This window comes from Paenibacillus sp. FSL L8-0435 (assembly GCF_037965655.1).
Classification (GTDB): Bacteria; Bacillota; Bacilli; order Paenibacillales; family Paenibacillaceae; genus Paenibacillus.
The window spans coordinates 1,578,669-1,601,493 of sequence record NZ_CP150185.1 but is presented as its reverse complement, the minus strand read 5'-3'; the positions used below and the strand labels follow the sequence as shown (position 1 = coordinate 1,601,493).

Annotated in this window: 22 protein-coding genes and 1 riboswitch; of the genes, 5 read left to right on the top strand and 17 right to left on the bottom strand. The window is 47.3% G+C overall.

Going from position 1 to position 22,825, the window contains the following annotated elements; translation table 11 throughout:
* Positions 1–6: 6 nt before the first annotated feature.
* The 7 genes from NST33_RS07190 to cobD form a co-directional block, all read right to left on the bottom strand.
* Positions 7–819, bottom strand: a complete 813-nt coding sequence (locus tag NST33_RS07190) for an ABC transporter ATP-binding protein (RefSeq protein WP_221819231.1) — start codon at positions 817–819, stop codon at positions 7–9.
* Positions 816–1,862 carry an iron chelate uptake ABC transporter family permease subunit gene (locus tag NST33_RS07185; protein ID WP_221819228.1) on the bottom strand — a complete coding sequence of 349 codons (1,047 nt, stop codon included), beginning with the start codon at positions 1,860–1,862 and terminating at the stop codon, positions 816–818. Before NST33_RS07185 ends, NST33_RS07190 begins: the two co-directional genes overlap by 4 nt.
* Positions 1,859–2,857 carry an ABC transporter substrate-binding protein gene (locus tag NST33_RS07180; RefSeq protein ID WP_221819226.1) on the bottom strand — a complete coding sequence of 333 codons (999 nt, stop codon included), beginning with the start codon at positions 2,855–2,857 and terminating at the stop codon, positions 1,859–1,861. Before NST33_RS07180 ends, NST33_RS07185 begins: the two co-directional genes overlap by 4 nt.
* A gap of 405 nt (positions 2,858–3,262) precedes the next feature.
* Positions 3,263–3,398: riboswitch (cobalamin riboswitch) on the bottom strand.
* Between the two features lie 161 nt (positions 3,399–3,559).
* On the bottom strand, positions 3,560–4,246 hold the full coding sequence (locus NST33_RS07175) for a histidine phosphatase family protein (protein WP_221819224.1): 687 nt from the start codon (positions 4,244–4,246) through the stop codon (positions 3,560–3,562).
* Positions 4,237–5,217, bottom strand: coding sequence for an adenosylcobinamide-phosphate synthase CbiB (gene cbiB / locus NST33_RS07170; protein WP_221819347.1), 981 nt, complete (start codon positions 5,215–5,217; stop codon positions 4,237–4,239). The genes NST33_RS07175 and cbiB overlap by 10 nt, the downstream gene beginning before the upstream one ends.
* Before the next feature lie 44 nt (positions 5,218–5,261).
* Positions 5,262–6,092 (bottom strand): adenosylcobinamide amidohydrolase, encoded by an 831-nt coding sequence (locus NST33_RS07165; protein ID WP_221819223.1) that lies wholly within the window; start codon positions 6,090–6,092, stop codon positions 5,262–5,264.
* On the bottom strand, positions 6,089–7,240 hold the full coding sequence (gene cobD, locus NST33_RS07160) for a threonine-phosphate decarboxylase CobD (RefSeq protein WP_221819222.1): 1,152 nt from the start codon (positions 7,238–7,240) through the stop codon (positions 6,089–6,091). The genes NST33_RS07165 and cobD overlap by 4 nt, the downstream gene beginning before the upstream one ends.
* Before the next feature lie 189 nt (positions 7,241–7,429).
* On the opposite strand from cobD, the gene NST33_RS07155 reads away from it, so the two are divergent.
* Both NST33_RS07155 and NST33_RS07150 read left to right on the top strand, forming a co-directional pair.
* Entirely contained in the window at positions 7,430–8,434 is a 1,005-nt protein-coding gene (locus tag NST33_RS07155; RefSeq protein ID WP_221819221.1) for a lipoate--protein ligase, read from the top strand.
* Between the two features lie 287 nt (positions 8,435–8,721).
* Positions 8,722–9,525: a Cof-type HAD-IIB family hydrolase gene (locus tag NST33_RS07150; protein ID WP_062833159.1), complete on the top strand. Its 804-nt coding sequence runs from the start codon at positions 8,722–8,724 to the stop codon at positions 9,523–9,525.
* Between the two features lie 326 nt (positions 9,526–9,851).
* On the opposite strand, the gene NST33_RS07145 is transcribed toward NST33_RS07150, so the two are convergent.
* Together NST33_RS07145 and NST33_RS07140 are read right to left on the bottom strand one after the other, a co-directional pair.
* The gene (locus NST33_RS07145) at positions 9,852–11,378 is read right to left on the bottom strand and encodes an FAD-dependent monooxygenase (RefSeq protein WP_339307351.1); all 1,527 of its coding nucleotides are present in this window, start codon (positions 11,376–11,378) and stop codon (positions 9,852–9,854) included.
* Positions 11,379–11,629: 251 nt separating this feature from the next.
* Positions 11,630–12,568 (bottom strand): EamA family transporter, encoded by a 939-nt coding sequence (locus tag NST33_RS07140; protein WP_221819218.1) that lies wholly within the window; start codon positions 12,566–12,568, stop codon positions 11,630–11,632.
* Between the two features lie 120 nt (positions 12,569–12,688).
* Between NST33_RS07140 and NST33_RS07135 the strand changes: the two genes are divergently transcribed.
* A complete protein-coding gene (locus NST33_RS07135; protein WP_313771413.1) occupies positions 12,689–14,110 on the top strand; it encodes a PLP-dependent aminotransferase family protein in 1,422 nt (473 codons plus the stop codon).
* A gap of 147 nt (positions 14,111–14,257) precedes the next feature.
* Here NST33_RS07135 and NST33_RS07130 read toward each other — a convergent pair whose 3' ends face one another.
* The 7 genes from NST33_RS07130 to NST33_RS07100 form a co-directional block, all read right to left on the bottom strand.
* Positions 14,258–14,884 (bottom strand): ABC-2 transporter permease, encoded by a 627-nt coding sequence (locus tag NST33_RS07130; protein ID WP_221819217.1) that lies wholly within the window; start codon positions 14,882–14,884, stop codon positions 14,258–14,260.
* Positions 14,877–15,743: an ABC transporter ATP-binding protein gene (locus NST33_RS07125; RefSeq protein ID WP_221819216.1), complete on the bottom strand. Its 867-nt coding sequence runs from the start codon at positions 15,741–15,743 to the stop codon at positions 14,877–14,879. The genes NST33_RS07130 and NST33_RS07125 overlap by 8 nt, the downstream gene beginning before the upstream one ends.
* Positions 15,744–15,748: 5 nt before the next feature.
* A complete protein-coding gene (locus NST33_RS07120) occupies positions 15,749–16,123 on the bottom strand; it encodes a GntR family transcriptional regulator (RefSeq protein WP_221819345.1) in 375 nt (124 codons plus the stop codon).
* Between the two features lie 230 nt (positions 16,124–16,353).
* Positions 16,354–16,935 carry an ATP-dependent Clp endopeptidase proteolytic subunit ClpP gene (gene clpP / locus NST33_RS07115; RefSeq protein WP_221819214.1) on the bottom strand — a complete coding sequence of 194 codons (582 nt, stop codon included), beginning with the start codon at positions 16,933–16,935 and terminating at the stop codon, positions 16,354–16,356.
* An 18-nt stretch (positions 16,936–16,953) separates the two neighbouring features.
* Positions 16,954–17,829, bottom strand: a complete 876-nt coding sequence (locus tag NST33_RS07110) for an RNA polymerase sigma factor (RefSeq protein WP_339182962.1) — start codon at positions 17,827–17,829, stop codon at positions 16,954–16,956.
* Positions 17,830–17,946: 117 nt separating this feature from the next.
* Complete coding sequence (locus NST33_RS07105; protein ID WP_339307349.1) at positions 17,947–18,753, bottom strand: MBL fold metallo-hydrolase; 807 nt, start codon at positions 18,751–18,753, stop codon at positions 17,947–17,949.
* A 279-nt stretch (positions 18,754–19,032) separates the two neighbouring features.
* Positions 19,033–19,479: a hypothetical protein gene (locus NST33_RS07100; protein WP_076327244.1), complete on the bottom strand. Its 447-nt coding sequence runs from the start codon at positions 19,477–19,479 to the stop codon at positions 19,033–19,035.
* Between the two features lie 246 nt (positions 19,480–19,725).
* Between NST33_RS07100 and NST33_RS07095 the strand changes: the two genes are divergently transcribed.
* Entirely contained in the window at positions 19,726–20,250 is a 525-nt protein-coding gene (locus tag NST33_RS07095) for a C39 family peptidase (RefSeq protein ID WP_221819209.1), read from the top strand.
* Between the two features lie 60 nt (positions 20,251–20,310).
* Positions 20,311–21,561: a hypothetical protein gene (locus NST33_RS07090; protein WP_339307346.1), complete on the top strand. Its 1,251-nt coding sequence runs from the start codon at positions 20,311–20,313 to the stop codon at positions 21,559–21,561.
* 193 nt (positions 21,562–21,754) lie between these two features.
* On the opposite strand, the gene NST33_RS07085 is transcribed toward NST33_RS07090, so the two are convergent.
* Complete coding sequence (locus NST33_RS07085) at positions 21,755–22,819, bottom strand: sulfate ABC transporter substrate-binding protein (protein ID WP_221819207.1); 1,065 nt, start codon at positions 22,817–22,819, stop codon at positions 21,755–21,757.
* Positions 22,820–22,825 lie beyond the last annotated feature (6 nt).

Here is a 22,825-nt window from a genome sequence, read left to right as displayed (position 1 = left end):
CTTCATTTAATCGATGTCCCGCCGCAGCAGCAGTTGAGGTATGGCATGGTCGGGATGGGAGACAATCGCGGGTTTGACGCGAAATATGTCCTGGATGTTCTCATCGTTGATTAACGTATGAGGCGTGCCCTTTCCAACCGTCAATCCCTCACGCAGCGCCAGAATGTGATCGCAAAATAACGCGGCCAGATTCAGATCATGCAGCACAGCCACAATTGTAATGTTAGTCCTCTGTCGCCATGCCGATAACAATTCCATGAATTGCAATTGATATTTAATATCCAGAAACGTGGTCGGCTCGTCCAGCAGCAGTAACCTCGGCTCCTGAGCCATAACTTTGGCTAGTGCGACCCGCTGCCGTTGTCCGCCACTGAGTGCATCCAGCGGTCTGTCCGCCAGCTCTGTCAATCCCAGGTCTTCGAGCACCCTGTCCACCACAAGTGCTCCATCACCCTTTTCCCGCCCCAGCCAGTTCTGGTACGGATATCGCCCCATCTCTACCACGTCTCGCACGGGATAGGAGATAGCTGGCAAGCCATCCTGCTGCAATACAGCGATCATGCGCGACAGGTCCTTACGGCTGTAAGAGCCGATGTCTCGACCATCAATATGGATCTGACCTTCGCTTAACTGTTCCGTTCCGGCAATAAGCTGAATCAAGGTGGACTTGCCGCTGCCGTTTGGTCCGACAACTCCCCACCAGTCACCTTCGCCAACATGCCAGTCTACATTGCGCAGTGCCTGATGATTGCCATATGACTTCCCTGCTCCCTTAATGGAGATAAGTGAAGTCGAGTTGGAACTGTTACTGGAATTCATGGCATCATCCCCTTCTGCAACTTTTTGTTCCGGTGCAGCAGGTAAGCAAAGAACGGCGCACCAACAAAGGCGGTGACGACACCAAGCGGAATTTCAGTTGGCGCCAACAACGATCTTGCGATGGTATCGGCCCACACCATGAAGATCGCTCCACCAATGGCAGACAAAGGTACCAGCAGTCGGTAATCCGGCCCCACCAGCAGCCGCAACATATGCGGGATCACCAACCCAACGAATCCGATGACACCCGATACCGAGACAGCACCTGCGGTCAGCAGTGTGCCAACTGCCAGCACTGACAGCTTGAGCTTGTCCACTCCGATCCCGATATGTGCGGCTTGACGTTCTCCCAGTGCAAGCACATTCAACGAGCGTGCGCGGCTCCAGAGAAAGACCAGCCCTAATAGAAAATACGGGAAAAGGATGGCCGTATACGACCACCCACGCAGAGCCAGACTTCCCATCGTCCAGTATATAATTTCATTAATCGTCTGTTTCGACATGGTCGACAGGAAGGAAACAACTGCGCCCAAGAAACTTTGCATGACCACACCAGCCAGAATGAGGCTGTGTGTAGGTATTTTACGCCCTTCACGAGCCAGTGCCATAACAAACCATAACGTGATTACACCCGTCAAAAACGCAATCAAAGGCAACGTCCAGATCCCAATCAGTGCATACTGCAATCCGAAGAAAATCAGAAAGGCTGCACCCACGGAAGCACCGGATGATACGCCCAGGGTGAACGGGTCTGCCAGCGGGTTCCGAAGAACCCCCTGGAATCCCGCACCGGCAATCGCCAACGATGCGCCCACGAGCACGGCAAGCAGTACACGTGGGAATCTGACTTTCCAGATAATCTGTTCGGCTGCCTTATTCCAATCCGGTGTAATCCAATCGCCCACCCAGGGAATTTTGTGAATCAGGATGCCTGCAATATCCCGGATCGGCAACGCTACTGAACCAATGCCCGTGCAGATGAGCACGGTGAGCACCAGCAGCACCATGCCCGTCGTTCCGAACAGGATCAGCTTTTTACTCATTGGAACAAGTCAGGGTAGATCGCTTTGGCTACTTCTTTCAACCCTTGAGTTACACGTGGACCCGGACGGCTCAGCAGGTTGGCATCCAGGCCAATAACTGCGTCATTTTTCACAGCCGTAATTTGATCCCAGCCACTGCGCGCCTTGATGATCTGATCCAGTGTTTTGGAGTTTTCATCAATCACATCGTTGGCGTACAGGATCACATCCGGGTTGGAGGCGATCACATTTTCTTCGTTGATCTGGTACCAGCCTTCGTTATCAGAAGCAATATTGGTTCCTCCGGCTACGGTGATCAGTTCGTCCATGAACTCACCTTTACCTACCGACCAACCTGGGGAGAACTCAATATATACTTTCTTCTTTTCCTCCGGTTTAACGGCTTTCACCGCTTCTGTCACATCCGTTACATCCTGCTTCATCTGTGTGATTAACTTCTGTGCCTGCTCCTGATGATCGGTAATTTTACCGAACGTTTCGATATTACTCATGACATCGTCGATGGATTTGGGATCCGTTTTGAATATGGTAATACCCAAATCACGTAGCTTTTTCACCGCATCCTCGCTCATTGAAATACCTGTGAACACGATGTCCGCATCTGCTGCAATAACCGTTTCTTCATTTGGCTTGTTAATGCCACCCATTTTCGCTTTGGTTTTTGCTGCTTCCGGGTAATCGTCATAATCGGATACACCAATAATCTCATTGTCCAGTCCGAGGGCAAACAAAGACTCCGTTTCAGCTGGAGATACAGAGACAATTTTGGTTGGCGCCTTTTCAAAAGTGAAAGACTCCCCCGTCGCATCCGTAATCGTCAGTGGATATTGGGTTTTGAGGTCCGTCTGCGCCTGGCCTTGGGACTGCTCCTGTGCCGGTTGCTGTGAAGTACCTGTACCCTCGTTTGTTGTTGCATTGCCACATCCGGCCAAAGCCAGTGCAAGTGCCGCTGCACTTAGCAGGGACGCTACGTTTTTCCAATTTTTGAAATTCATTCTGTTATTCTCCCCTTCTCTATTTGTACTATTTTCTTGCATCGTGCTCGAACCCTTATTCCCCATGTCTTGGTGTTCCTGTACAAGTAAAACCCATCCATTTTACACAAGTCCACTCCGATTGCAGTACCATCTTCCGATCGCTGTTATCCCCAGATTTTTTTGATTCCCTTTTCGAAAGGGAAAATCCGGGGATAAAGGCGAACACTCCGTTTCTTCAGATCGGTTCTGCACTCTTCGTTAGCGTGTAAAAGTTCGTTTTTTTTACATGAACAATAAAAAATCCCCAATCCATACGTCCAGGATCAGGGATGACGTCTCGCATATGGCGATCTGTACATGTTCAACCAAGGGTTGTCCATGCGCATAGAATAGCCCGAAACGCTGTCCTTTCCTCGAAGGAACACCGGTTTGTACGTCCAGGGCAGGTAACCTGACTTACAGGAATCATCCTGTTTTACAGTGGCGGGACCGTGCCGGATTTGCACCGGCTTCCCCATTTCACCCTTGTGTGTTCATGACTCATACTAATTTGCCATGAAAACAGCCTTCACACGCGGGACCCTTGGTCGCTGATATGGTAAACCATTGCCGTGTAACTTCTGCATGCTGCATACTCCTTCAGGCTTCACATCCTGCAGCGTATCTGTATCCATACTGAAGTCACACTTCTGTTGTGATTATAGGGTATATTGTACATCCTTACAACCCGATCGGCGGAAAAGTCACTCTGCTGCCAGACCACTGATTCCCCTGTTGATCAAGCTGAACCTGAATCGCCTGTCCCGGTACGACATGTGTATCCCAGAACCCAAGCCCGGCAATCAGACGGGACAAGGCATACCGGATGACACCACCATGTGTGACCACAACTATGGTTGGCACTTGCCCCTCATCAACGTGCATCGAAGGACGATCCTCCAACAACATCTCTTGGAGAAAGGAATCCAACCGTCCGGTAAACTCCTGCCACGATTCCCCGCCGGGCGGAGTGAACTCCTGCGGCGTATCAATCCAGTTTCGGTACACAGGGTTATCCTTAAGCTGATCATACGTCAGCCCTTCCCACTGTCCAAAATCATTCTCGCGCAGGCGCGAGTCGAACTTCGCCTTTCCGCTGGCATCAGGAAGAATCTGTTCCAGCGTCTGTCGGCAGCGAAGCAGATCACTGCAATATACCTCATTCCACGAAACACCGCTCAATTGTTCATGAAGCGGAGCCAGCTCTTCTTTGGCATTTGGCAGCAGACCGATGTCGGTATGCCCCAGATATCTTTTTTCCAAATTCCACAGCGTTGTCCCATGACGGACCCACAGAATGTTTCTTTTCAGCGGCTCAGGCTGATTCATATGTACTTCATTGCCTGTATTTCCTTCCTTTATGACCATAACAGCGTCCCTCCTGCCAGCCACACGCCCAGCGTTATGAGCACGCATAGTACCACAAAAGCCCCTGCCGACCAGAACATCAGACGTGATGTTTGCACAATATCCTCGGCCTTCATCGGCCGTGTGGCTTCACCCATGTAGGCACGAAATGAAGCAACTCCGTGATACACGTTATGTCCGCCAAGCCGGATGCCCAGTGCTCCAGCCACCGCTGATTCGGGAAAACCGCTATTCGGACTTGGATGTAATCTTGCATCCCGTGCAACCATGCGTGCTGCTCCTTTGGCGTCCAGCTTCATGACCCAGGCACCCACGATTAACAGAATCGCGGTCAGCCGGGCAGGTATCCAGTTCGCCACATCATCCAGACGGGCCGAGGCCCAGCCAAGATGCAGATACTTGTCATTTTTATATCCGACCATGGAATCCAGCGTGTTGACGGCACGATAAGCCATGGCAAGCGGAGCGCCTCCAATGAGCGCATAGAATAACGGGGATACAATGGCATCCACGATATTTTCGGCCACCGTCTCTACCGTTCCCCGCACAACCTCCGGTTCATCCAGATGAGCCGTATCACGCCCAACAATCATGCTCAGTGAAGTTCTGGCCGCCGGCCAATTCTGCTGCTTCAGATGACGATACACTTCCATGCCTGCATCCTTCAGCCCTTTTGAAGCAATGGTTGTTGCAATGAGCACCACTTCAGCTGCCGCTGCAATGACAGGATGAATCAGCCCAAGCATATATACGAGTCCCCACGTGATGGCAAAAGAACTCCCCGCGATCACCATCGGGAATAACAGCCCGGCTCTCTTGAGCCCCGAATCTGTGCGCACACGCGAGCGAATGACACGCTCCAACGCCGAGATGCCTTTTCCCATGCCAATGACCGGGTGGGGAATCCAGCGTGGATCTCCGATACATCGGTCCAACAGGTACGCAAGTATAATAATCCAGGCTCCCGCCATGCCTGTCCAGAACGGCCAGGTCCATAGATGCTCCACATCAAAAGTCATTTGTGCCTGATCCTCTCTTTCCATAACAGTCCGGCCCGAAGGCTTTCCGTCACCGTGTCGTATACCAATCTGCCAATCGTTGCCCCTGCCGTAGTCGCTGTTCCGGCATAAGTGATCATCGGCTGAGGTTCCTCCACTGCCTGACGTACCGCAAACACAATGGCATCGGTTGTGGTGCCGGTGGCGGGCAACCCGTTCTCCGAATCCGGAACACCCGCATCCGCCAGCGCTGCCGCTTTGGCTTCCACCGCCGTCTGTACCGCATTCACCATCGCCCCGGTGGTCATGCGTCCATTCAACCAGAGCATGATGTTAATTGTACCCGGGACATAGGGTGGCAACGTTAGATTCTGTGCTGAAGGATCAGAGCGCTCCCGGCCGGAAGACATCGTCTTATTTCCCGCCGTATCAAATACCGTTCTCTCCGACCCCGCGCGTGCGGCATTTGATACACCCGCAGTGGTGCAGCACAGAAGACCAAATTCATCACTTGTATATTCCTGAATGGAGGTATGCTCCAGTCTTACGGCCGTCAATAATCCGGCACATTGATCCCGCGGCTCTTGCCATTGGTTCAGCGCTTGTTCGATATCACGTGGCGGATCATCACAGCGGTAATGCCTGTCCACATAGATGTTAAATATGCGATCCAGTTCAAGCATCCCGCCGCCATATACTGCACTTGACAGCGCTTGGGCAGCCCTTGGGCTCTGTGCTTTGATATGTCGTTCATGTGCAGATATGTTCAGTCCAGGCCAGGAAGTGGCCGCATATTTATTCTCACCTGTTTCTCCATTCGCAAAGTAGTTATAAAACGGGAGTGTCACTGCCGCTCCCCTCCCTGTTCCTCATCTTTCGTCTGATCAACATTCGGATATCCCTTGATTTCCAGCACGCTGCCCAGCACTTCCAGTAATGTAGCATTGGCATCTGCATCCTTGACCGCGAAACGTACATGCCCTTTGTCAAGCCCCTGATACATGGCACAGCTGCGAATCAGTATACCTCTTCTACCCAGCGCCTCCTGCATTGATGCCGCTGTCCAAGGGGCCGGCACACGTGCCAAAATAAAATTCGCCTCTCCCGGTGTCACCGCACATCCGTACGCCTTCAGTCCTGCGATGAGATGACCCCGTTCCCCCGTGATCTGTGATATGGTCTCCTGTTCGTACCGTTCTCCGCTGCGCAGACAGGCTTCACCTGCCATGAGCGCCAGACCGTTGACACTCCAGGTCACCTGTTTCTTTGTCATCGCCTGAATGTATTCGGCACGGCCCAGAGCATATCCGAGACGCAAGCCCGGAATGGCATAAAACTTTGTCATCGAGCGAATGATGATCACATTAGGATAGTCATTCAGTTGTGCTGCCAGGGACTGACGCCGGTCTACCGGAATAAAATCCATAAAGGCCTCGTCAATGACAAGTACGGTTCCCGTTTCTTCCGCTTTGCGGGCAAGCCTTTGTAATACCTCAAGTGGATATTGTACACCGTTTGGATTGTTGGGCTGGCCAAGGAAGAGCAGGTCTACCTTTTCCATGAGCTGCTCGATGTCCTCGGGTTCCGCTCGCCACGCCAGTTCTTCTCTTCCCTCCGTATGCACAACCTCGGCACCGAATTGTCTTGCCAACGCGCGGTACTCGGAGAATCCCGGTTCCACCGTACCCACCTTGCGCGGGGCAAGCCCCAGCAGAATGAGCGCCATGCTTTCGGCTGCACCGTTGCCCACGGAAATCTGCTCCTGCATCACACCAAGACGCTCGCTCAGCAGTGCTTTGAATCCCCGATGCGCCGGATCGGGATACCGAATCACCGACTGCAATCCTTGCTGTATAGCCTCCAGCACCCCTCCCGGCGGACCGAGCGGATTAATGTTGGCACTGAAATCCAGAAAATCAGTAGCTTCCCTCCCAAATCGTGACGCAGCCGTCTCCACGTCCCCGCCATGTCCGAACACTTCGATATAACCGGTCATTCTTCCGTCATCCTTTCTGTATGTCCTTTTTATTATGGATGGCACGGGAGGTGTGGGTCAATCCTGTTTTCTTTGTGTCCCAACCATAATTCGTTTACAATAGAAGAGGAATTTCGGTTCCTTTTGATATACAAGGTTCACTACATAAGGGACTAGCAATCCCTCACATACATTAATGGAGGAATGACCATGCTGTTTGTAGACAACCAGGGCATTACAGATCCTTCTGTAAACCTTGCCATTGAGGAGTACATTCTGAAGCATCTGCCGATGGAGGATGACAGCTATCTGCTGTTCTACATCAACCGTCCGTCGATCATCATCGGAAAACATCAAAATACGATTGAAGAAATTAATATCGAGTACGTTCAGGATAACGGTGTGCAGGTCGTTCGTCGTCTTTCGGGAGGCGGAGCGGTATATCACGATCTGGGCAACCTGAATTTCAGCTTTATTACAGCGGATGACGGTCAATCCTTCCACAATTTCCGCAAGTTCACCCAGCCTGTGGTCGAAGCACTGCACGAGCTTGGTGTAAATGCCGAGTTGACCGGGCGTAATGATCTGCAAGTCGGCGAAAAGAAAATTTCGGGCAACGCCCAGTTTTCCACACGTGGGCGCATGTTCAGTCATGGCACATTGATGTTTGATCTGAATCTGGAGCATGTTCAGGCTTCCCTGAACGTCAATCCCGAGAAATTCAAATCCAAGAGCACCAAGTCCGTGCGCAGCCGGGTCGCCAACATACGGGATCTGATTGACACCAACCTGACGATTGAGCAGTTCCGCGATGAGCTGTTACGTCACATTTTCAGAATGGAGCCACAGGACGTCCCGCAATACAAGCTGACTGACAAGGACTGGGACAAAATTAAGGAAATCTCCGCTGAGCGTTATAACAACTGGGACTGGAACTATGGCTTGTCTCCAGAAAGCAATGTGAAGCACACTCGCAAATTCCCTGTTGGCATCATCGATCTGCGCATGAACATCAAGGATGGACGCATCGAAGATATCAAAATCTTTGGCGACTTCTTCGGTGTAGGCGATGTGGCGGATATCGAAAATATGCTGCGTGGAAAGCGGTATGAGGAATCCGAGGTGCGTACTGCGCTTGAGGGCCTGAATGTAAAACATTACTTCGGCAACCTTGAACTGGAAGACTTTATTGGCCTTGTTTTCCTGGAAGAGTAGGTATATAAGTTCAACCCAAGAATGTTTACACCTGCCACTCCGATGACAGAATAACCTTCCGATCGCTGTTATCCCCAGATTTTTTTGATTCCCTTCTTCATAGGGAAAATCCGGTGATAGCTTATGCTTCCGATGTAGCTTTCTTTCAGAAAGCTTTCAGGCGAACGCTCCGCTTCTTCCGGTTTTTTCTGTCCTCTCCGTTCTCGTGTAAAACGTCTAGTTGAACTGATATAGTTAAGTCGGGTATAGATACAAATAGATACAGATAAAAAAGGAGAGAAATACAGATGACCTACAAATTAATCGCAATCGACATTGATGACACCTTGATCAACGATAACAAGGAAGTAACCCCTGCTACACAGACTGCACTGGAACAAGCGGTTGCCCATGGTGTAACTGTAACACTGGCGACTGGACGTGCTTATGCTTCCGCACAAGCGCTTGCTCGTCAAACCGGACTTAACGTGCCAATCATTACGTATCAAGGCGCATTGGTGAAAAACCTGCTGGACGAAAAAGTCCTCTATGAGCGCTACGTTCCACAGGAAGCTTCCCGTAAATTGTATGATTACTGCCTGGAGAACAATCTCCACCTTCAAACATACATTGACGACAAGTTATATGCCCGTGAGGAAAACGACAAGCTGCGTGATTATGCCAAATTAAACGGCACCCAATATTACATCGAATCTGATTTCATCAAAGTCATCGAACAAAAGACACCGAAGCTGCTCATTATCGATGAGCCAGACTACTTGGATAAGGTTGCCGTTGACCTGCGTGAATTGCTCGGACCACAAGTGCATATCACAAAATCCAAACCTTACTTCCTGGAGATCATGCATAATGAAGGAACTAAAGGTCACGCCTTGACCTTCCTGGCTGACCATTTCGGTCACCAGCTCAGCGAGTGTATTGCCATCGGCGACTCCTGGAACGACCATGAGATGCTCGAAGTTGCTGGTCTTGGTGTAGCGATGGGGAATGCCATCCCTGCCCTGAAAGAGCTGGCGGATTACATTACGGCAAGTAATAACGAAGACGGCGTGAAAGAAGTTATCGAGAAGTTTGTGCTGAACGCAGAGTAAATAAGATCAACGAACAGCCCAGTCGGCGAATTTCGCCGTACAGGGCTGTTTTTTTGATTTTAAAAATATGTTCATTATCCTATTTAAACGATTATATTAGGTATATTTTTCTGTTATTTTTTATGTTTTGAGAGCAACAATGCGGTAATCAAGGATAATTGTAGCGAAATCGTAATCGCCATAGATAAGATGACACGATTTGTATCTTGGACATCGGCAAAAAACAAAACAATAAAAAATACAATGAATGAGATTACAATGCTAGCTATGAAATTTAAAATTATTCGTTTCATATTTTGCCTACTTTCGCACCACGAATTATTATCTTACTTGCTCATGGCATGCTGGAAAGACTCCAGCAGTTTTTTGATTTGCCCATCAAATTCCAGTTGAAATGACGGAATGATCTCATCTATTCTTTGCTGAAACAGCTCCGGATCTTGGACACCAAGCTCTGCTCTTAACTCCATTTCTTCTTTGGAACCATTGTCGTTCAGGATCATGTTCAGGATTTCACCTTTAAAGTATTCACTTGGAGGAAGGATTAGAGCATTCATCAGGAACTGGGTAAAAAAGAGATGTTTATTATTTTCCTGACTCGCCTTTTTCATCGCCTGCTTAGTAAACAAGTTTATATACTTCTGAGCAAAAGCAACCCCTTTCATTCGGGAAGGCCCAACATGTTCGACCCCTTTCCAACGCAGATCAGCCACAGAACTAAGCCACCAGGCCGGTTCAATGGCCTGCTGCATACGAAGCAACACTTGGCGCTCAAACTGCGGCTCAGGATGCATTCGCTGCTCATCCAAACATTTCGCTATGGTCTCGACTTCAATTGCAGCGACCGTCATGCCTTGGCCATGGATCGGATCGAAACTGCAAAATGCATCGCCAAGGACAAGTAATCCGGAGGGCCAATTCTCCATGAGTTCAAAATGTTGACGGACAGACTCGGAAATACGGTATCCCCGCGGCCCTTGAAAAGGCTCCAGCTGGTCTGCCAATGCTACGATTTCATCCGAAGCAAACAGATGTTTGATTTGCTCTTGGAACTCATCCGGATGAGTTGAAGGATATTCATCTCCCCCTGCGTTGAACAGTAACAGTCCGGCGATATCATTTTCAATGCGCCACAACATGCCTGCACGAATTCCTTGCACAGGATCGGACTCTGTTATCACCGTGCCCCATTCATTTTGAATAGAGGATGGTATCTTATAATAGCGGGTGCTGTAACCAAGCGACACCTTCAGCACTTCCGGCTCAGGCACGGAAAACCCTATCTGTTCAAGCCATCTGATCAATTTGGAAGAACGTCCCGCGGCATCAATAACCATATCTGCTGCAAGCATTTCTTCCCGGTTATCCCGACCTCTTATTTTGGTATACACGCCTGTAATCGAACGCTGATCTTCTGATGCCATTAACCCCGTAACTTCCGTACTCGTTAAGAAGCTTATATGATCTATGTTCTGGACTCGCTGACGCAGTACCCATTCCAGCAGAGCTCTGCTGCTCGATGCAATTTTGAATGAGGAAGCAGCATTCGCCTTATTAACTAATCTACCGTAGCGATTGGCAATCATAAACTTCTCTTCATGTGAAGGAATGGCACCAAGCGCGACCAATTCGTCATTGTATCCGGGAAAGTAATGTTCCAGAATGAGTCCGCCGCGCGGTAATACACGATGTGGATGAAAGGATTGAGGCACACCCTGCCGATTTGCCGGCTCAGAAGGCAATTCATCTCGCTCAATGATACATACCTCATCATAATAATCAGATAACATCCTTGCAGTGATTAACCCTGCAATACCTACCCCGATCACCACAGCTTTTTTCATTTCGGACATCCCACTTCATCCTCTCTAATCCATCATATTTTATCTACACTTGTAGCCCTATCAAAAAATTACTTATAATACCAATATACACTTGGAATCTCGTATCATGTAAGAATCATTGTGTTGATAATATATAGCTAAACTACAATAAGGAACTGATGTAGATGAAAATGATTGATAAAAAGGTGGATTTGAGAGTTACCCGAACTCATAAATTGTTAACGATGGAGCTACTCGATCTGTTATGTGAGAAAGGCCAGCTATTTTAAAACAGATTCGGAAGCCTGCACTGTCATCCTCGCACGACTTCTTTTCTTCAACCAGCTGCTCACCTTCTCATTCATCGCCAGCAGACCTGAAACGACCAGCACTACACCGATCCATGTAACCCAGCTGACATGCTCACCGTAGACAACAGCACCAAGCCCTACGGCAATGGGTGGTGAAATGTATAACCATGTTGCTGGAAACAACGGGTTGGTACGCGACATAATCCAATAGAACAGACTATGCCCCACCATGGAGCCAATGACAGTCAGATAGATCACCGACGAGACGGCAGGCACCCAGTCCAGAGTAGACATATTCCACGATTCTGTTCCGACTGAGAGCAGGGATAACAGCAGTCCCCCATACATCATCTGCACCGCATTGATCGCTATAGGACTAGCCTCCTTGAACTGATGAATAACCTTTTTGGAGTACAAGGCACCTGCTGAATAACAGACCTCCCCCACCAGTACCGCGATACAACCCCACATGAACAGGGAACCTGCACCAAACGATACACCTGGCAACACAACCAGAACCACACCGGAGAACCCGATCAGGCAGCCTGTAATCATACGGGCAGATGTTTTTTGCCGTAACAGCGCCGTCTGCATCAACATAATCATCAAAGGCCCTGTCGCTGACAGAATGGCACCCACACCCGAGCTCACATGCTGTTCAGCCCAATATAATGTGGCAAAGGTGCCGAAGGTCAGTCCCGCTCCCGTCAGCAACATCTCCTTGCGGAACAGGAGCGACCAGCTCACTTTGCCCTTCATCCTCATCCATGCAAACATCAGCGCTCCCGCGATTACAAATCGCAATCCGGCTGACAGAAAAGGCGGCATGCCTGCCTCTACTCCAATTTTAATAGCCAGAAATGTTGTACCGAAAATAAGACACATAACCGTAAATGCAATCCCCACCATGATAACCACTCCTTTATCTGTTCTCCATCATATCTCATGGTCTACAGAACAGAATGAACAAAACAGAACAGTTTTCTCCCATTAGCTGTTACAATAGAGTTCAAAAGGAGTGTGAGCCGGGTGGGCAGAACCATGATGATGACAGATAACAGCCTGAAATTATATGAGCAAGTAATCCATTATCTCATTGTACGTATAGAAGCGGGAGAGTGGGCCGAACATGAAAAACTGCCATCTGTACGAAGCCTGTCCGAGCTACTCGGCGTACATCGTCTGACCGTATTCAAAGCCTATCAGGAGTTAAAAGAACGTGGGAATGTGTATGTGAAGGATAAGTCCGGCTATTATGTCAGTCCAGCAACTCCATTCTCCGTAACGGATCAGGCGGATGATCCCGCTGTGTCTGCCTGGCTGCATTGGGATTCACTTGCACGGGTACAGTCCCTTGAAGCAGAATACCAGTTTTCCAAATCGTTAATCGATCCCTCTCTGCTGCCCAACCGGTATTGGGGAGAACTGATGCGTGATCTGCTGGATCAATATCCCCGTTTGCTCGGAACGTATTCCACAATTCAGGGAGATCTGGAATTGCGAAGTGCGCTGGCAAGCCATCTAACAAAAAAAGAACGCTTCTATCTCTCCGCAGACGAAGTGCTCATTACTTCGGGTGCCCAGCAAGCGATCGATGTCATCTCGCGGACGCTGGTCAAACCCGGAGATCGGGTGTTGATGGAACGGCCTACGTATGGACCGGCAATGGAGATTTTCCGCAAGCAGGGTGCTCGTCTGATCTTTACGGATATTCACTCGGACGGTTATGATCTGGAGCAGATTGAGCATCTGATGAAATCGGAGAAACCACGCTTATTCTACACGACGCCAACTTTTCATAATCCAACCGGCGTTAACGTTCCAGTAGAACAGCGCAAGCAGTTACCCGAACTTGCAGAACAGTATGGATGTTTTCTGCTCGAAGACGACAGCACCTATGATATCTATTTTAAGGAGAAACCTCCTGCACCCATTTTCACCTATGACACCACTGGGCACACCCTGTACATCCGCAGTTACAGCAAGTATGTTGCACCCGGGCTAAGGATTGCAGCCATCATATGCCGTCAGCGTTTCATGCCAGGACTACAGGCTGTAAAATCACTGACAGATAACGGATCGCCCCTTCTGAACCAGAAGCTTTTTCTCCGTTATTTTCAGTCAGAACGTATGCATCAGCATCTGTCCAAGCTGCGGACCGCCATCCAGCTACGGATGGAAGTGATGGAACAGTGTCTGCTGGAAACGGACTGGACGTGGACCCGGCCGGAGGGCGGACTCAACTTTTGGGTGGAGCTTCCTGAGGGTGTGGATACCGGAAGACTGCTTCACCGATGCATGGAACAATCCGTTGCATTCGTACCCGGAACCGTATTTGATTCTTCGGATAATTCAGCCAGTCGCAAGCTGCGCCTGTCCTTCTCTTATGCACATGAACAGCAGATTCGGGAAGGGATGAGCAGGCTCATTACGCTTTCGAAAGAAATGTAAGGTTTCGATTCCCTGGAACTGACGTCACTCCGAAGAATATCAAGTGCAATTGCCCTCTCACCTGCTACATCAAAAAAGTCGCCTTATGGCGACTTTACTTTTTGGTGTTCTATACTCTTTACTCTTTACCTGCAACCCACTCTGTGCTCAAAGATCTTTTCTTGCAAACAGGCGTATCGTAATAAGATAGGATACCAAAAACAAACCTATTATGCCTAACGAAACCAATGCCATTGTCGTTGTGGTAATCATACCGTTCTCGTTGGCCATACTCATGAGGTACGCAACGGGTTGCGCCAGTATAATCATACAGACCATGAATATCGCATTGATGATACCAGCACCTTTTTTGCTAAGTCCGTAGAAAAGAGGCATGTATATGGAAACCAACGCAAGCACCATGCCTATGGAAATGACAATATCCCTAAGTGAATAATTCGGCTTGTTCAGTTCAGGATAATTCAGGTTCACAAGCTCGTGAATTCCGTACGACGCAAGCACCCCGAATAGCGCATAGACTATGGCAGACAAGTACTTTGCTTTTACAATCTGTTTGCGGCTAACGGGGAGCGTGACCAGAAAATTATGATTATGGTTCTTGATATCAATCATGGTTGCCATAATAATGGAACCAAATGCAGTATAGATGCCCACAAAATACATCGACATTTCACTCTGCGGTATGAATGCGAGACTGAATACCACCAGGTATAATGCAATGATCCACAGTGAACTTTTCAGTACAATGAAGTCTTTACGAAGTAGGTTAAGCATATTTGCGTCCTCCCTTCGCCGTAAAATAAATGAGGTCTTCCAACGTAGGTCTTTGTAAGAGAGCAAGCCTGCCAAATAACTGTTCGGCCTCAGCCTTTTGATCCGACAATGCTTCAAAACCAACGGCTGTCTCGCGTATTCCGATGAAATGTTTCCGAATGTCGGAATCAAGCAGACCCATATCCCCTTTTACAATCGTATACCTTTCCAGCACATCATCTTTTGCCTCGTTGAACACCAATTTCCCTTGATGAATAAACGTAATATAGTCTGCAATACGTTCCAGATCCGTCGTAATATGCGTCGAGAAAATAATGGACCTTGTTTCGTCCTGTATCATATCTGCAAGCAGATCGAGCAGTTCCCGCCTAAATACAGGATCAAGTCCAGATGTCGGTTCATCCATGATCAGCAGATCCGCTTCATGCGACAAAGCTACTGCGAGAGAATACTTGATCTTCATGCCTTTGGACAGATCCTGGATTTTCTTTTTGGGAGACAGTTCGAACTGATCCAAGTAGTCATTGAACGCTCTATTGTCCCATTTGGTGTAAAAAGGAGCGATCATATGTGTCATCTCACGGATCGTTAGATGCTCATAGTAAAAACATTCATCGGACACAATGCCAAGGCGTTGCTTGATATCAACTTCCTGATTGGGCATCTCACTGCCCAATGTCTTGAGGCTCCCCTTATCGGGCTGGATCAGACCTGTGATCATTTTGATCAAAGTACTCTTGCCCGCCCCATTCGGACCAATAAGTCCCGTGATATATCCCTTTTTCACATCCAGAGATACATTATCTACTTTAAATAAAGGATACGTTTTGGTTACATTACGTAATTCGATCGCGTTCATTATGCTTATTCCTCCTCAACCAACAATGTAAGATGATGGATTATATCCTGTGAACTCATGCCCAGTTCTCTGCTCTCACGAATCACTTCGAGCATTTTCTCTTCCAATTGTTTCATCCGCCGCTCTCGAATAAAGTCCTGATTGGCCCCGGATACAAAGCTCCCTTTACCTACAACTGAATCGATCAGCTTCTCCTTCTCCAGCTCTTCATAGACACGTTTAGTTGTAATGACACTGACTTGCAGATCCTTGGCGAGCTGCCGAATGGAGGGGAGACTATCTCCAGCAACCAATTCTCCGCTCAAGATGCTCTGTCTGATCTGAGTTAAAATCTGCATATAGATCGGATCGCTCGAAGCGTTCGATATTAAAATGTTAATCTTTCCTCACCTCATTGATGTTAAATAGTTTTCGGTAGGTATAGTGTATATATATAATATATACACTATACCTACCGATGGTCAATCTTTATTTCACATTATTCTCATTCTGAATCATTCCATAGAAGTGGACTCGCTAATTTGGACGAAAAAAAAGAGGACGTCAGTTTCCTGTTCGCCCTCTTGATTATAATCAAGCCCGGAAGGTCACATGACCTTCCGGGCTACTGTTATGAGCTGGATATGACCTTATCCACCAATCCATATTCGACCGCTTCCGCAGCGGTCAGGAAATAGTCTCGATCCGAGTCCTTCTCAATCCGTTCAATTGACTGTCCTGTATGGTCGGCTAACAGCATGTTAAGACGTTGACGATGTTGAATGATGCGGTTAGCATGAATCAGCATATCCGACGCCTGCCCTCGCGTGCCGCCATGTGGCTGATGGATCATGATCTCACTGTTTGGCAATGCCATACGTTTGCCTTTTGTTCCACCCACCAACAAGATCGTGCCAAAACTTGCCGCCATACCTGTACAGATCGTGGAGATATCTGGCTTCACAAATTGCATCGTGTCATAGATTGAAAATCCCGCAGTCACCGAGCCACCAGGACTGTTGATGTACATCTGGATGTCCTTCTCCGGGTCCTCTGCAGTCAAAAACAACAACTGAGCCACAATGGCATTTGCCATCTGATCCTCAATCTCCCCGGACACCATAATGATCCGGTCTTTGAGCAAACGTGAATAAATATCATAACTCCGCTCTCCACGAGCTGTTTGTTCCACTACATACGGCACTACATTCATATGTGTCGCCTCCTCGATTTAGGCAACCATGTTGACCGTGTACCCACCTCCATATGACATCGAGTTCATGCCAGAAGTAGAGTACCCGTACATCATTGGCTGCATGGATGGAGACGGCAAAGTCTGCTGCAAAATCGTCCCCGCCACAGCCATCGGATCATCGGTCCGGTTCAGGCACAGATCAATAATTCGGGCTGTATCTCCATTACGAAATGCCAGCAGATAGCTGCGCAGTTCCTCCCGATTGTCCTCCACTGCGCCTTCCTCATACTGCAATTCTGTGTCGTCCGATTGTTCCAACCTGTGCCTCACTTCAGCTATGGCAGAGCGGGCTCGACTTAACGCTGCTTTCACAGCACCTTCTGTCGTATCCAACATTTCCGCAGTCTCTGCCGCCTTATAACCCATTAATTCACGTAATACATATATCACTCGCTGCCACGGAGGTAGCGTATTTACAAGAAGTTGTACGGCAGACTCCAATTCCTCGAATTGCCTTTCCTCCTCCATCTCGTGCAGGAGCGGCTTCAAGCTATCCAATTTACATGCTAATCTCTCCCGCTGACGTAGGATATCAAACCAGCTGTTGCGTGCAATACGAATCAGATAAGCTTCCCAGTTTATATCTTTATTCATCCCATAAGTTCCAACTACACTCGACGACAACACTTTGAGACAGGTCTCCTGAACCAAATCCTCCGTGTCTGGAACTGATTTCGTCAGAGATAAACAATACGCATACAACGAACCCATCAGATCGGGTAGTAGAGTACGGATGCTTTGGTTCAATTGATTTTTTCTGTCGTTGCCATTAAAATCAACATCGAATTTATCTTGTTTACCATCATCATGTGGTCTGTTGATTCTGCAATCCACGGACTTCACAAAGGCCATCTTGGGGGCCCCCCTTTGCTGGTTCCTGATTGATTTTGACTTACACTATGTAAACGAAGAACCCCTTGTAAAGGATACGCTCTTCTGAATTTATTTTATTACGCTAGTTAAGTTGGGTTACGCATTCGTTTCCAGCTTTAATGTTCCAAGCGGCACCTTCATCCCGGTAAGGGCAATCGTAATGCCTTGATCCAGATTATAATTCTGCCGTAGATCGACGTCATGAGACATATGTGTAAAATAGGTATGACCTGGCTTCAGTTCCCGCAGCAGCTCCTGCGCCTCACCCATATCGTACACGGAACGTGTCGAGAATTCCGCAAGCTCATGCACAAAGCTCGTTCCGAGCACCAGCAGATCCAGTCCGTGCAACGGCTCTTTCTCGGTTGCTTTCAGGTCAATGGCATCCGAACAATACGCCCAGCTATACCCTTCCCGTACGAGTCGATACGCATAGGAATAACCGTTTTTACCGTGGCAGACCTTCCATGAATGTACCTTCCAGCCGCCCAGTTCAATACCGTCATCCGTTTCCAAAAAGTCCATATGACGCCCCAACCAGGGAAACTGTCCCTGAATCGTAACAATCACTTCACGTGGCGCATATAAACGCCCCTTCACGCCCAACCAGCGACACGCATCCGCCCATTCCGGCAATCCTCCAATATGGTCAAAATGGGCATGAGTGATGAGCAGCGTATGCACCATACGCACCCCCTGATCCTCCATCTGTGATCTCCAGTCTGGTCCGCAGTCAATCATGAACTGTTCAGTCGTACCATCCCCACTACTGTCAATCAGAACAGAAGAGCGTTTGCGTTTATTTTCTCCCGTAAGCCTCGCCTCTGTACATACTTCGCAATCACAATACACACGTGGAACGCCCATCGCATCGCCAGTGCCCAGAAATGTTAGCTGATCCAATCCGCATTCCCCCTGAATTAATGATATGTAGATTGTAATCGTCCACCTCTATTTTTGCAAAAAAAGACCATCCCTCTGCAGTTCTACACTGCAATTCGGGACAGTCCGTCGTCTGACCATTCAACGTCAGACTTCATCTCCATGCTTCGCTCCAAAGGGAGCTTGCGCTCATCCACATCTGGGCGCCCCCTTATACCTGGGGCGCCCGCATGAAGACAGGCCTTACCTTTTAAACAGGCCACAACCGACTGATCGAGTCACATTAACCCAACGCTGGAACTATACCAGTGCTCGCAGCTTCAAAGTCAGCTCCTGACCCGCAGGTACATCCTTCGAATCCGTAATGACCCAGTTCGACGCAAGCCGCTTCGCCAGCACCTCTGCCTGCTCTGGTTTCAACTGTAATCCGGTAACGATTCCTTCACCCACCGTGAAATCTTTCTCTGGCTGCACTTTAAAGGCCTTTTCCAACCAGATTCCGAGTCCACCACGTGTGTTAAAGGTAATCCGGTACCCATCTTTTACTGCTGCCTCCAGATTTTCACCATGCTCATCCGCATACGAGAAAAATTCGTTATATCGGTATTCCTCTTCAGACACGGCGTCAAAAGCGGAAACATCTTTCGCTTGAATGGCTTTTAATATTTCTTCCTCAGGCATCCCCTTACCGCGGGCCTGCTCCAGTCTAATCGCTGTACTTTGGGATAATTTGATCTCTGCACTCATCCAACTCACACCTTCCTGCAATACTATGTAACAATCATGATTCAGTATACCCCTATTATAACCTTTTGGCAGTAAAAAACCTCCATCTCTACTTCCATTGAAATGAAGAGTTAGCTTCCGGTCTCAAGTTTACTTTCATTGTTTTGAAATAGTAACTATCATAGCTTAAAACAACAACAAGTTCTTCCAAAAAAATTAAAAGATTTACAAATTCACAAGGATAAAGCTGAAAGTAAATTCCAAATAATGGCAATTGGTGACTTAAAAACGGTAGGTGTTACCCCTTTCAAACAGGAAACAACATATTGGTGTGGACCAGCTACGTCTAAGCAAGTATTAAATTACCTAAATGGCAGTTCAGAATCACAATCATATTATGCACAAAAAATAGGAACCACAAAAGATGGAACTGACTTTACAGTTGTTGATGACGTACTAAATAATCTTCAATCAAACTATACTTATTCATACTCTACGTCACTTCCAATTGAATCATGGAAGTATGCCATCATGTATTCATCCGATAACTACCATCCAGCTGTGTTAGATTTAAAAATTACAGGAAATGAATTAGAAAATTATACGGGAACTGTAAGCGGACATATAATAAATGTCTCAGGTTATGATTTTAGAACAAATGATGCAAAAGTAAGACTCACTGATCCTTACGATCAAGGAAATAGAGGGAAAACGCATGGTAATAAGTGGTACACACTTGAAAAAGTATGGCAGGCTAATCAAAACCACTTTAGACAAGCAATAATATGGTAAAATTAGGTTAAAGGAGGGGAGCATGCTTCCCTTCTTTACTACTCTACAGGAGGCTTCAACATGAAGGAGAAGTATAAATACATTTATTTCTATCTCATCATTGTGCTTATGTTATTACTTACAGCCTGCAACCGATCAACTCCAGCAAATCAAACTACAGATCCACATTCACTTGAAAAACCTTCTAGTACATTGGAAACTGCACCTGAAACTAATTTAACAGATTTATCTCAAAAGCCAACGTTATCCGAACTGCCACAAGCTAAACCCGATGTTAAATTTAAGCTTCCTTACACTATTGATTCAATTACAATTAAAAATGATATTCTAGAGCGTAACACCATCGTTTCCAGCTATAAAAATGACAACGGCATCGTCACTTTTAGTAGAGATTTTTCTACAACTGAAGAGATGGAGATGGAAATCATTCAGTTTGATACGAAAAATAATACCTATATCTCCCAATACCGTGCTGCGAAAGGCATGATTATTAATACCCTAGTGTCCGTTGGCGATGACTTATTTTGGGTAGAAAATCCATCCAAGTCAACAGATAATACTACTCCATGGAAAATTAAACGAATGAAACGAGATGATCTTGATGCAACCGCTACCGTTTTTGCCGAAGGGATTAGCGAAGATCAGATAGCCGTTCCAGTATTAAGATCCAATCAAGATGAAATTAGCTGGATAGAGAAGAAGATTACCAATCACATCGTGAAGAACGAAGCTTACATTTATAATGTGAAGACTCGTATCAAGACCACGGTAGCCACACAATTTCTAAATGAACAATCAAAGAACAGAGAAGGTATCTTCCTTGATTTACAAAGGCCTGTAAAAGAAGGATTATTGATACAACAAACGGTTTTTGAAAATAAAGATCAGAATAATGAAAAACGGTTTGATATTGTTATGTATCCTAAAGACCATTCCAAACCTGAGCTTATTGTTAAAGATCGTGAAGACATTTATGATTTCACAGTAAATGAGCAATGGATTGTATTGACAACGGAGAGTACTACTGAAATCTTAGATAGAAAAACAAAAAAACTGATATATTCCATTATTCACGACAGCTCGCTACTCGGTGGATACTCGCCTTTTTTATTTGAAAATCAGCTTATCTACAAACAATCCCCCTATATCATGGCTGTAGATTTAACCACAGGTAATAAACAACGGTTAACCACAAAAGAAGGAAGTTATACCCCTATTACTAATTTCGGGGATATTCTTACCTTTACTCGTATGGATTTTGGAAAGGACAGGACTCAAGCAGAATTATTTTTTGTCAACTTGAATCCTTAGAATACCAACAATACTAATTAATAATATTTCTAGAAAAAATCCTGTTATAACTTACTCTCACTGTAAATGGCCTCCCCATGGTTAGACATTATCTAACCATGGGGAGGCCATTTCAATAATATTCTAAACGATTATCACACAAAACTTTAAGCCTCTGTACTAAGTAAACAAACGTCCAAATTCATAATTCAACCTATAATCCAGCGAGCACCTGATACCACACGCCGCGTTTGGAGTACAACGTGCTGCGTACCTCGTCCCATCCACCCAGATAGTTGATATCAAATAGTCCTTCTGGCGTTGGGAAAGTCGACTCGGTCTGTGCAAATACATCCGGATCTACTGAACGAAAACCATGCTTGGCAAAAATGCGCTGTGCTTCTGGTGTACGCAGATAGGCGACAAAAGCTTCCGCCAGTTCACGATTCCCATGTTTGTCGGCATATTTATTCACCACAACTGCCGGGTTCTCAATCAGGATCGTATTTTTCGGAATGACGATGTCATAATCTACACCTTTGGCGATCCGGGCAAGCAATTCATTTTCATATGTAACAATTACATCACCCACGCCATACTCGAATGCCGCCATCGAAGAGCGCCCACTCTTGTCCAATGATTCAACGTTACGATGTACCTGTTCGAGAAAAGCCTTGGCTGCGGCAGGATCTTTCTTCCCCTCTTGCTCCTCCGACAGTTTCAATCCAGCACCGTAAATGGCATTAATATCCCATTGTGCGCCCCCGGATGTCTTTGGATTGGGGTAAAGCACCTTCACTCCCGGTTTCGTTAAATCCTGAAAATCCTGAATTCCGAGCGGGTTGCCTGCTCTTGTGCCCAGAACAACAATCGAACGGGTGATCATGCCCTCATTCGGAGTCTGTTTCCAATTGGAGCTAACCAGATCAGCCTTGACCAGCTTCTCGATATCACTCTCCATCGCGAGCAAGGCCACATCAGCCTCAAATCCACCAACGATGGCTCTTGCCTGTGTACCCGAAGCTTCGTAGGATTCCTGGAAGTTAATTGTCAGTCCGGTTTTTGCCTTCCACTCCTCCTGGAACTTGGGCAGTAATTCGCCTACAGCATCTTTCGCTACACTATAAGCACCAATCACCAGCGTATTGGATGAATCGTTACCAGCGGGCTCGCTCTGTTCGCTTGCCCCCTCCTGCTTGCTGCATCCAGCGGTCATGCAGACGAGCAGAAGCATGAGGGCAACATATAAGAGTATGGCTTTCTTCTTCCTCGTCTGCATGGGCAG

Excerpts from the sequence above, each read along its gene's own strand:
- NST33_RS07190 (WP_221819231.1), bottom strand. The coding sequence starts at position 819 with ATGAATTCCAGTAACAGTTCCAACTCGACTTCACTTATCTCCATTAAG.
- NST33_RS07185 (WP_221819228.1), bottom strand. The coding sequence starts at position 1,862 with ATGAGTAAAAAGCTGATCCTGTTCGGAACGACGGGCATGGTGCTGCTG.
- NST33_RS07180 (WP_221819226.1), bottom strand. The coding sequence starts at position 2,857 with ATGAATTTCAAAAATTGGAAAAACGTAGCGTCCCTGCTAAGTGCAGCG.
- NST33_RS07175 (WP_221819224.1), bottom strand. The coding sequence starts at position 4,246 with ATGGTCATAAAGGAAGGAAATACAGGCAATGAAGTACATATGAATCAG.
- cbiB (WP_221819347.1), bottom strand. The coding sequence starts at position 5,217 with ATGGCGGGAGCCTGGATTATTATACTTGCGTACCTGTTGGACCGATGT.
- cobD (WP_221819222.1), bottom strand. The coding sequence starts at position 7,240 with ATGACCGGTTATATCGAAGTGTTCGGACATGGCGGGGACGTGGAGACG.
- NST33_RS07155 (WP_221819221.1), top strand. The coding sequence starts at position 7,430 with ATGCTGTTTGTAGACAACCAGGGCATTACAGATCCTTCTGTAAACCTT.
- NST33_RS07150 (WP_062833159.1), top strand. The coding sequence starts at position 8,722 with ATGACCTACAAATTAATCGCAATCGACATTGATGACACCTTGATCAAC.
- NST33_RS07145 (WP_339307351.1), bottom strand. The coding sequence starts at position 11,378 with ATGTCCGAAATGAAAAAAGCTGTGGTGATCGGGGTAGGTATTGCAGGG.
- NST33_RS07140 (WP_221819218.1), bottom strand. The coding sequence starts at position 12,568 with ATGGTGGGGATTGCATTTACGGTTATGTGTCTTATTTTCGGTACAACA.
- NST33_RS07130 (WP_221819217.1), bottom strand. The coding sequence starts at position 14,884 with ATGCTTAACCTACTTCGTAAAGACTTCATTGTACTGAAAAGTTCACTG.
- NST33_RS07125 (WP_221819216.1), bottom strand. The coding sequence starts at position 15,743 with ATGAACGCGATCGAATTACGTAATGTAACCAAAACGTATCCTTTATTT.
- clpP (WP_221819214.1), bottom strand. The coding sequence starts at position 16,935 with ATGAATGTAGTGCCGTATGTAGTGGAACAAACAGCTCGTGGAGAGCGG.
- NST33_RS07110 (WP_339182962.1), bottom strand. The coding sequence starts at position 17,829 with ATGGCCTTTGTGAAGTCCGTGGATTGCAGAATCAACAGACCACATGAT.
- NST33_RS07100 (WP_076327244.1), bottom strand. The coding sequence starts at position 19,479 with ATGAGTGCAGAGATCAAATTATCCCAAAGTACAGCGATTAGACTGGAG.
- NST33_RS07095 (WP_221819209.1), top strand. The coding sequence starts at position 19,726 with ATGGCAATTGGTGACTTAAAAACGGTAGGTGTTACCCCTTTCAAACAG.
- NST33_RS07090 (WP_339307346.1), top strand. The coding sequence starts at position 20,311 with ATGAAGGAGAAGTATAAATACATTTATTTCTATCTCATCATTGTGCTT.
- NST33_RS07085 (WP_221819207.1), bottom strand. The coding sequence starts at position 22,819 with ATGCAGACGAGGAAGAAGAAAGCCATACTCTTATATGTTGCCCTCATG.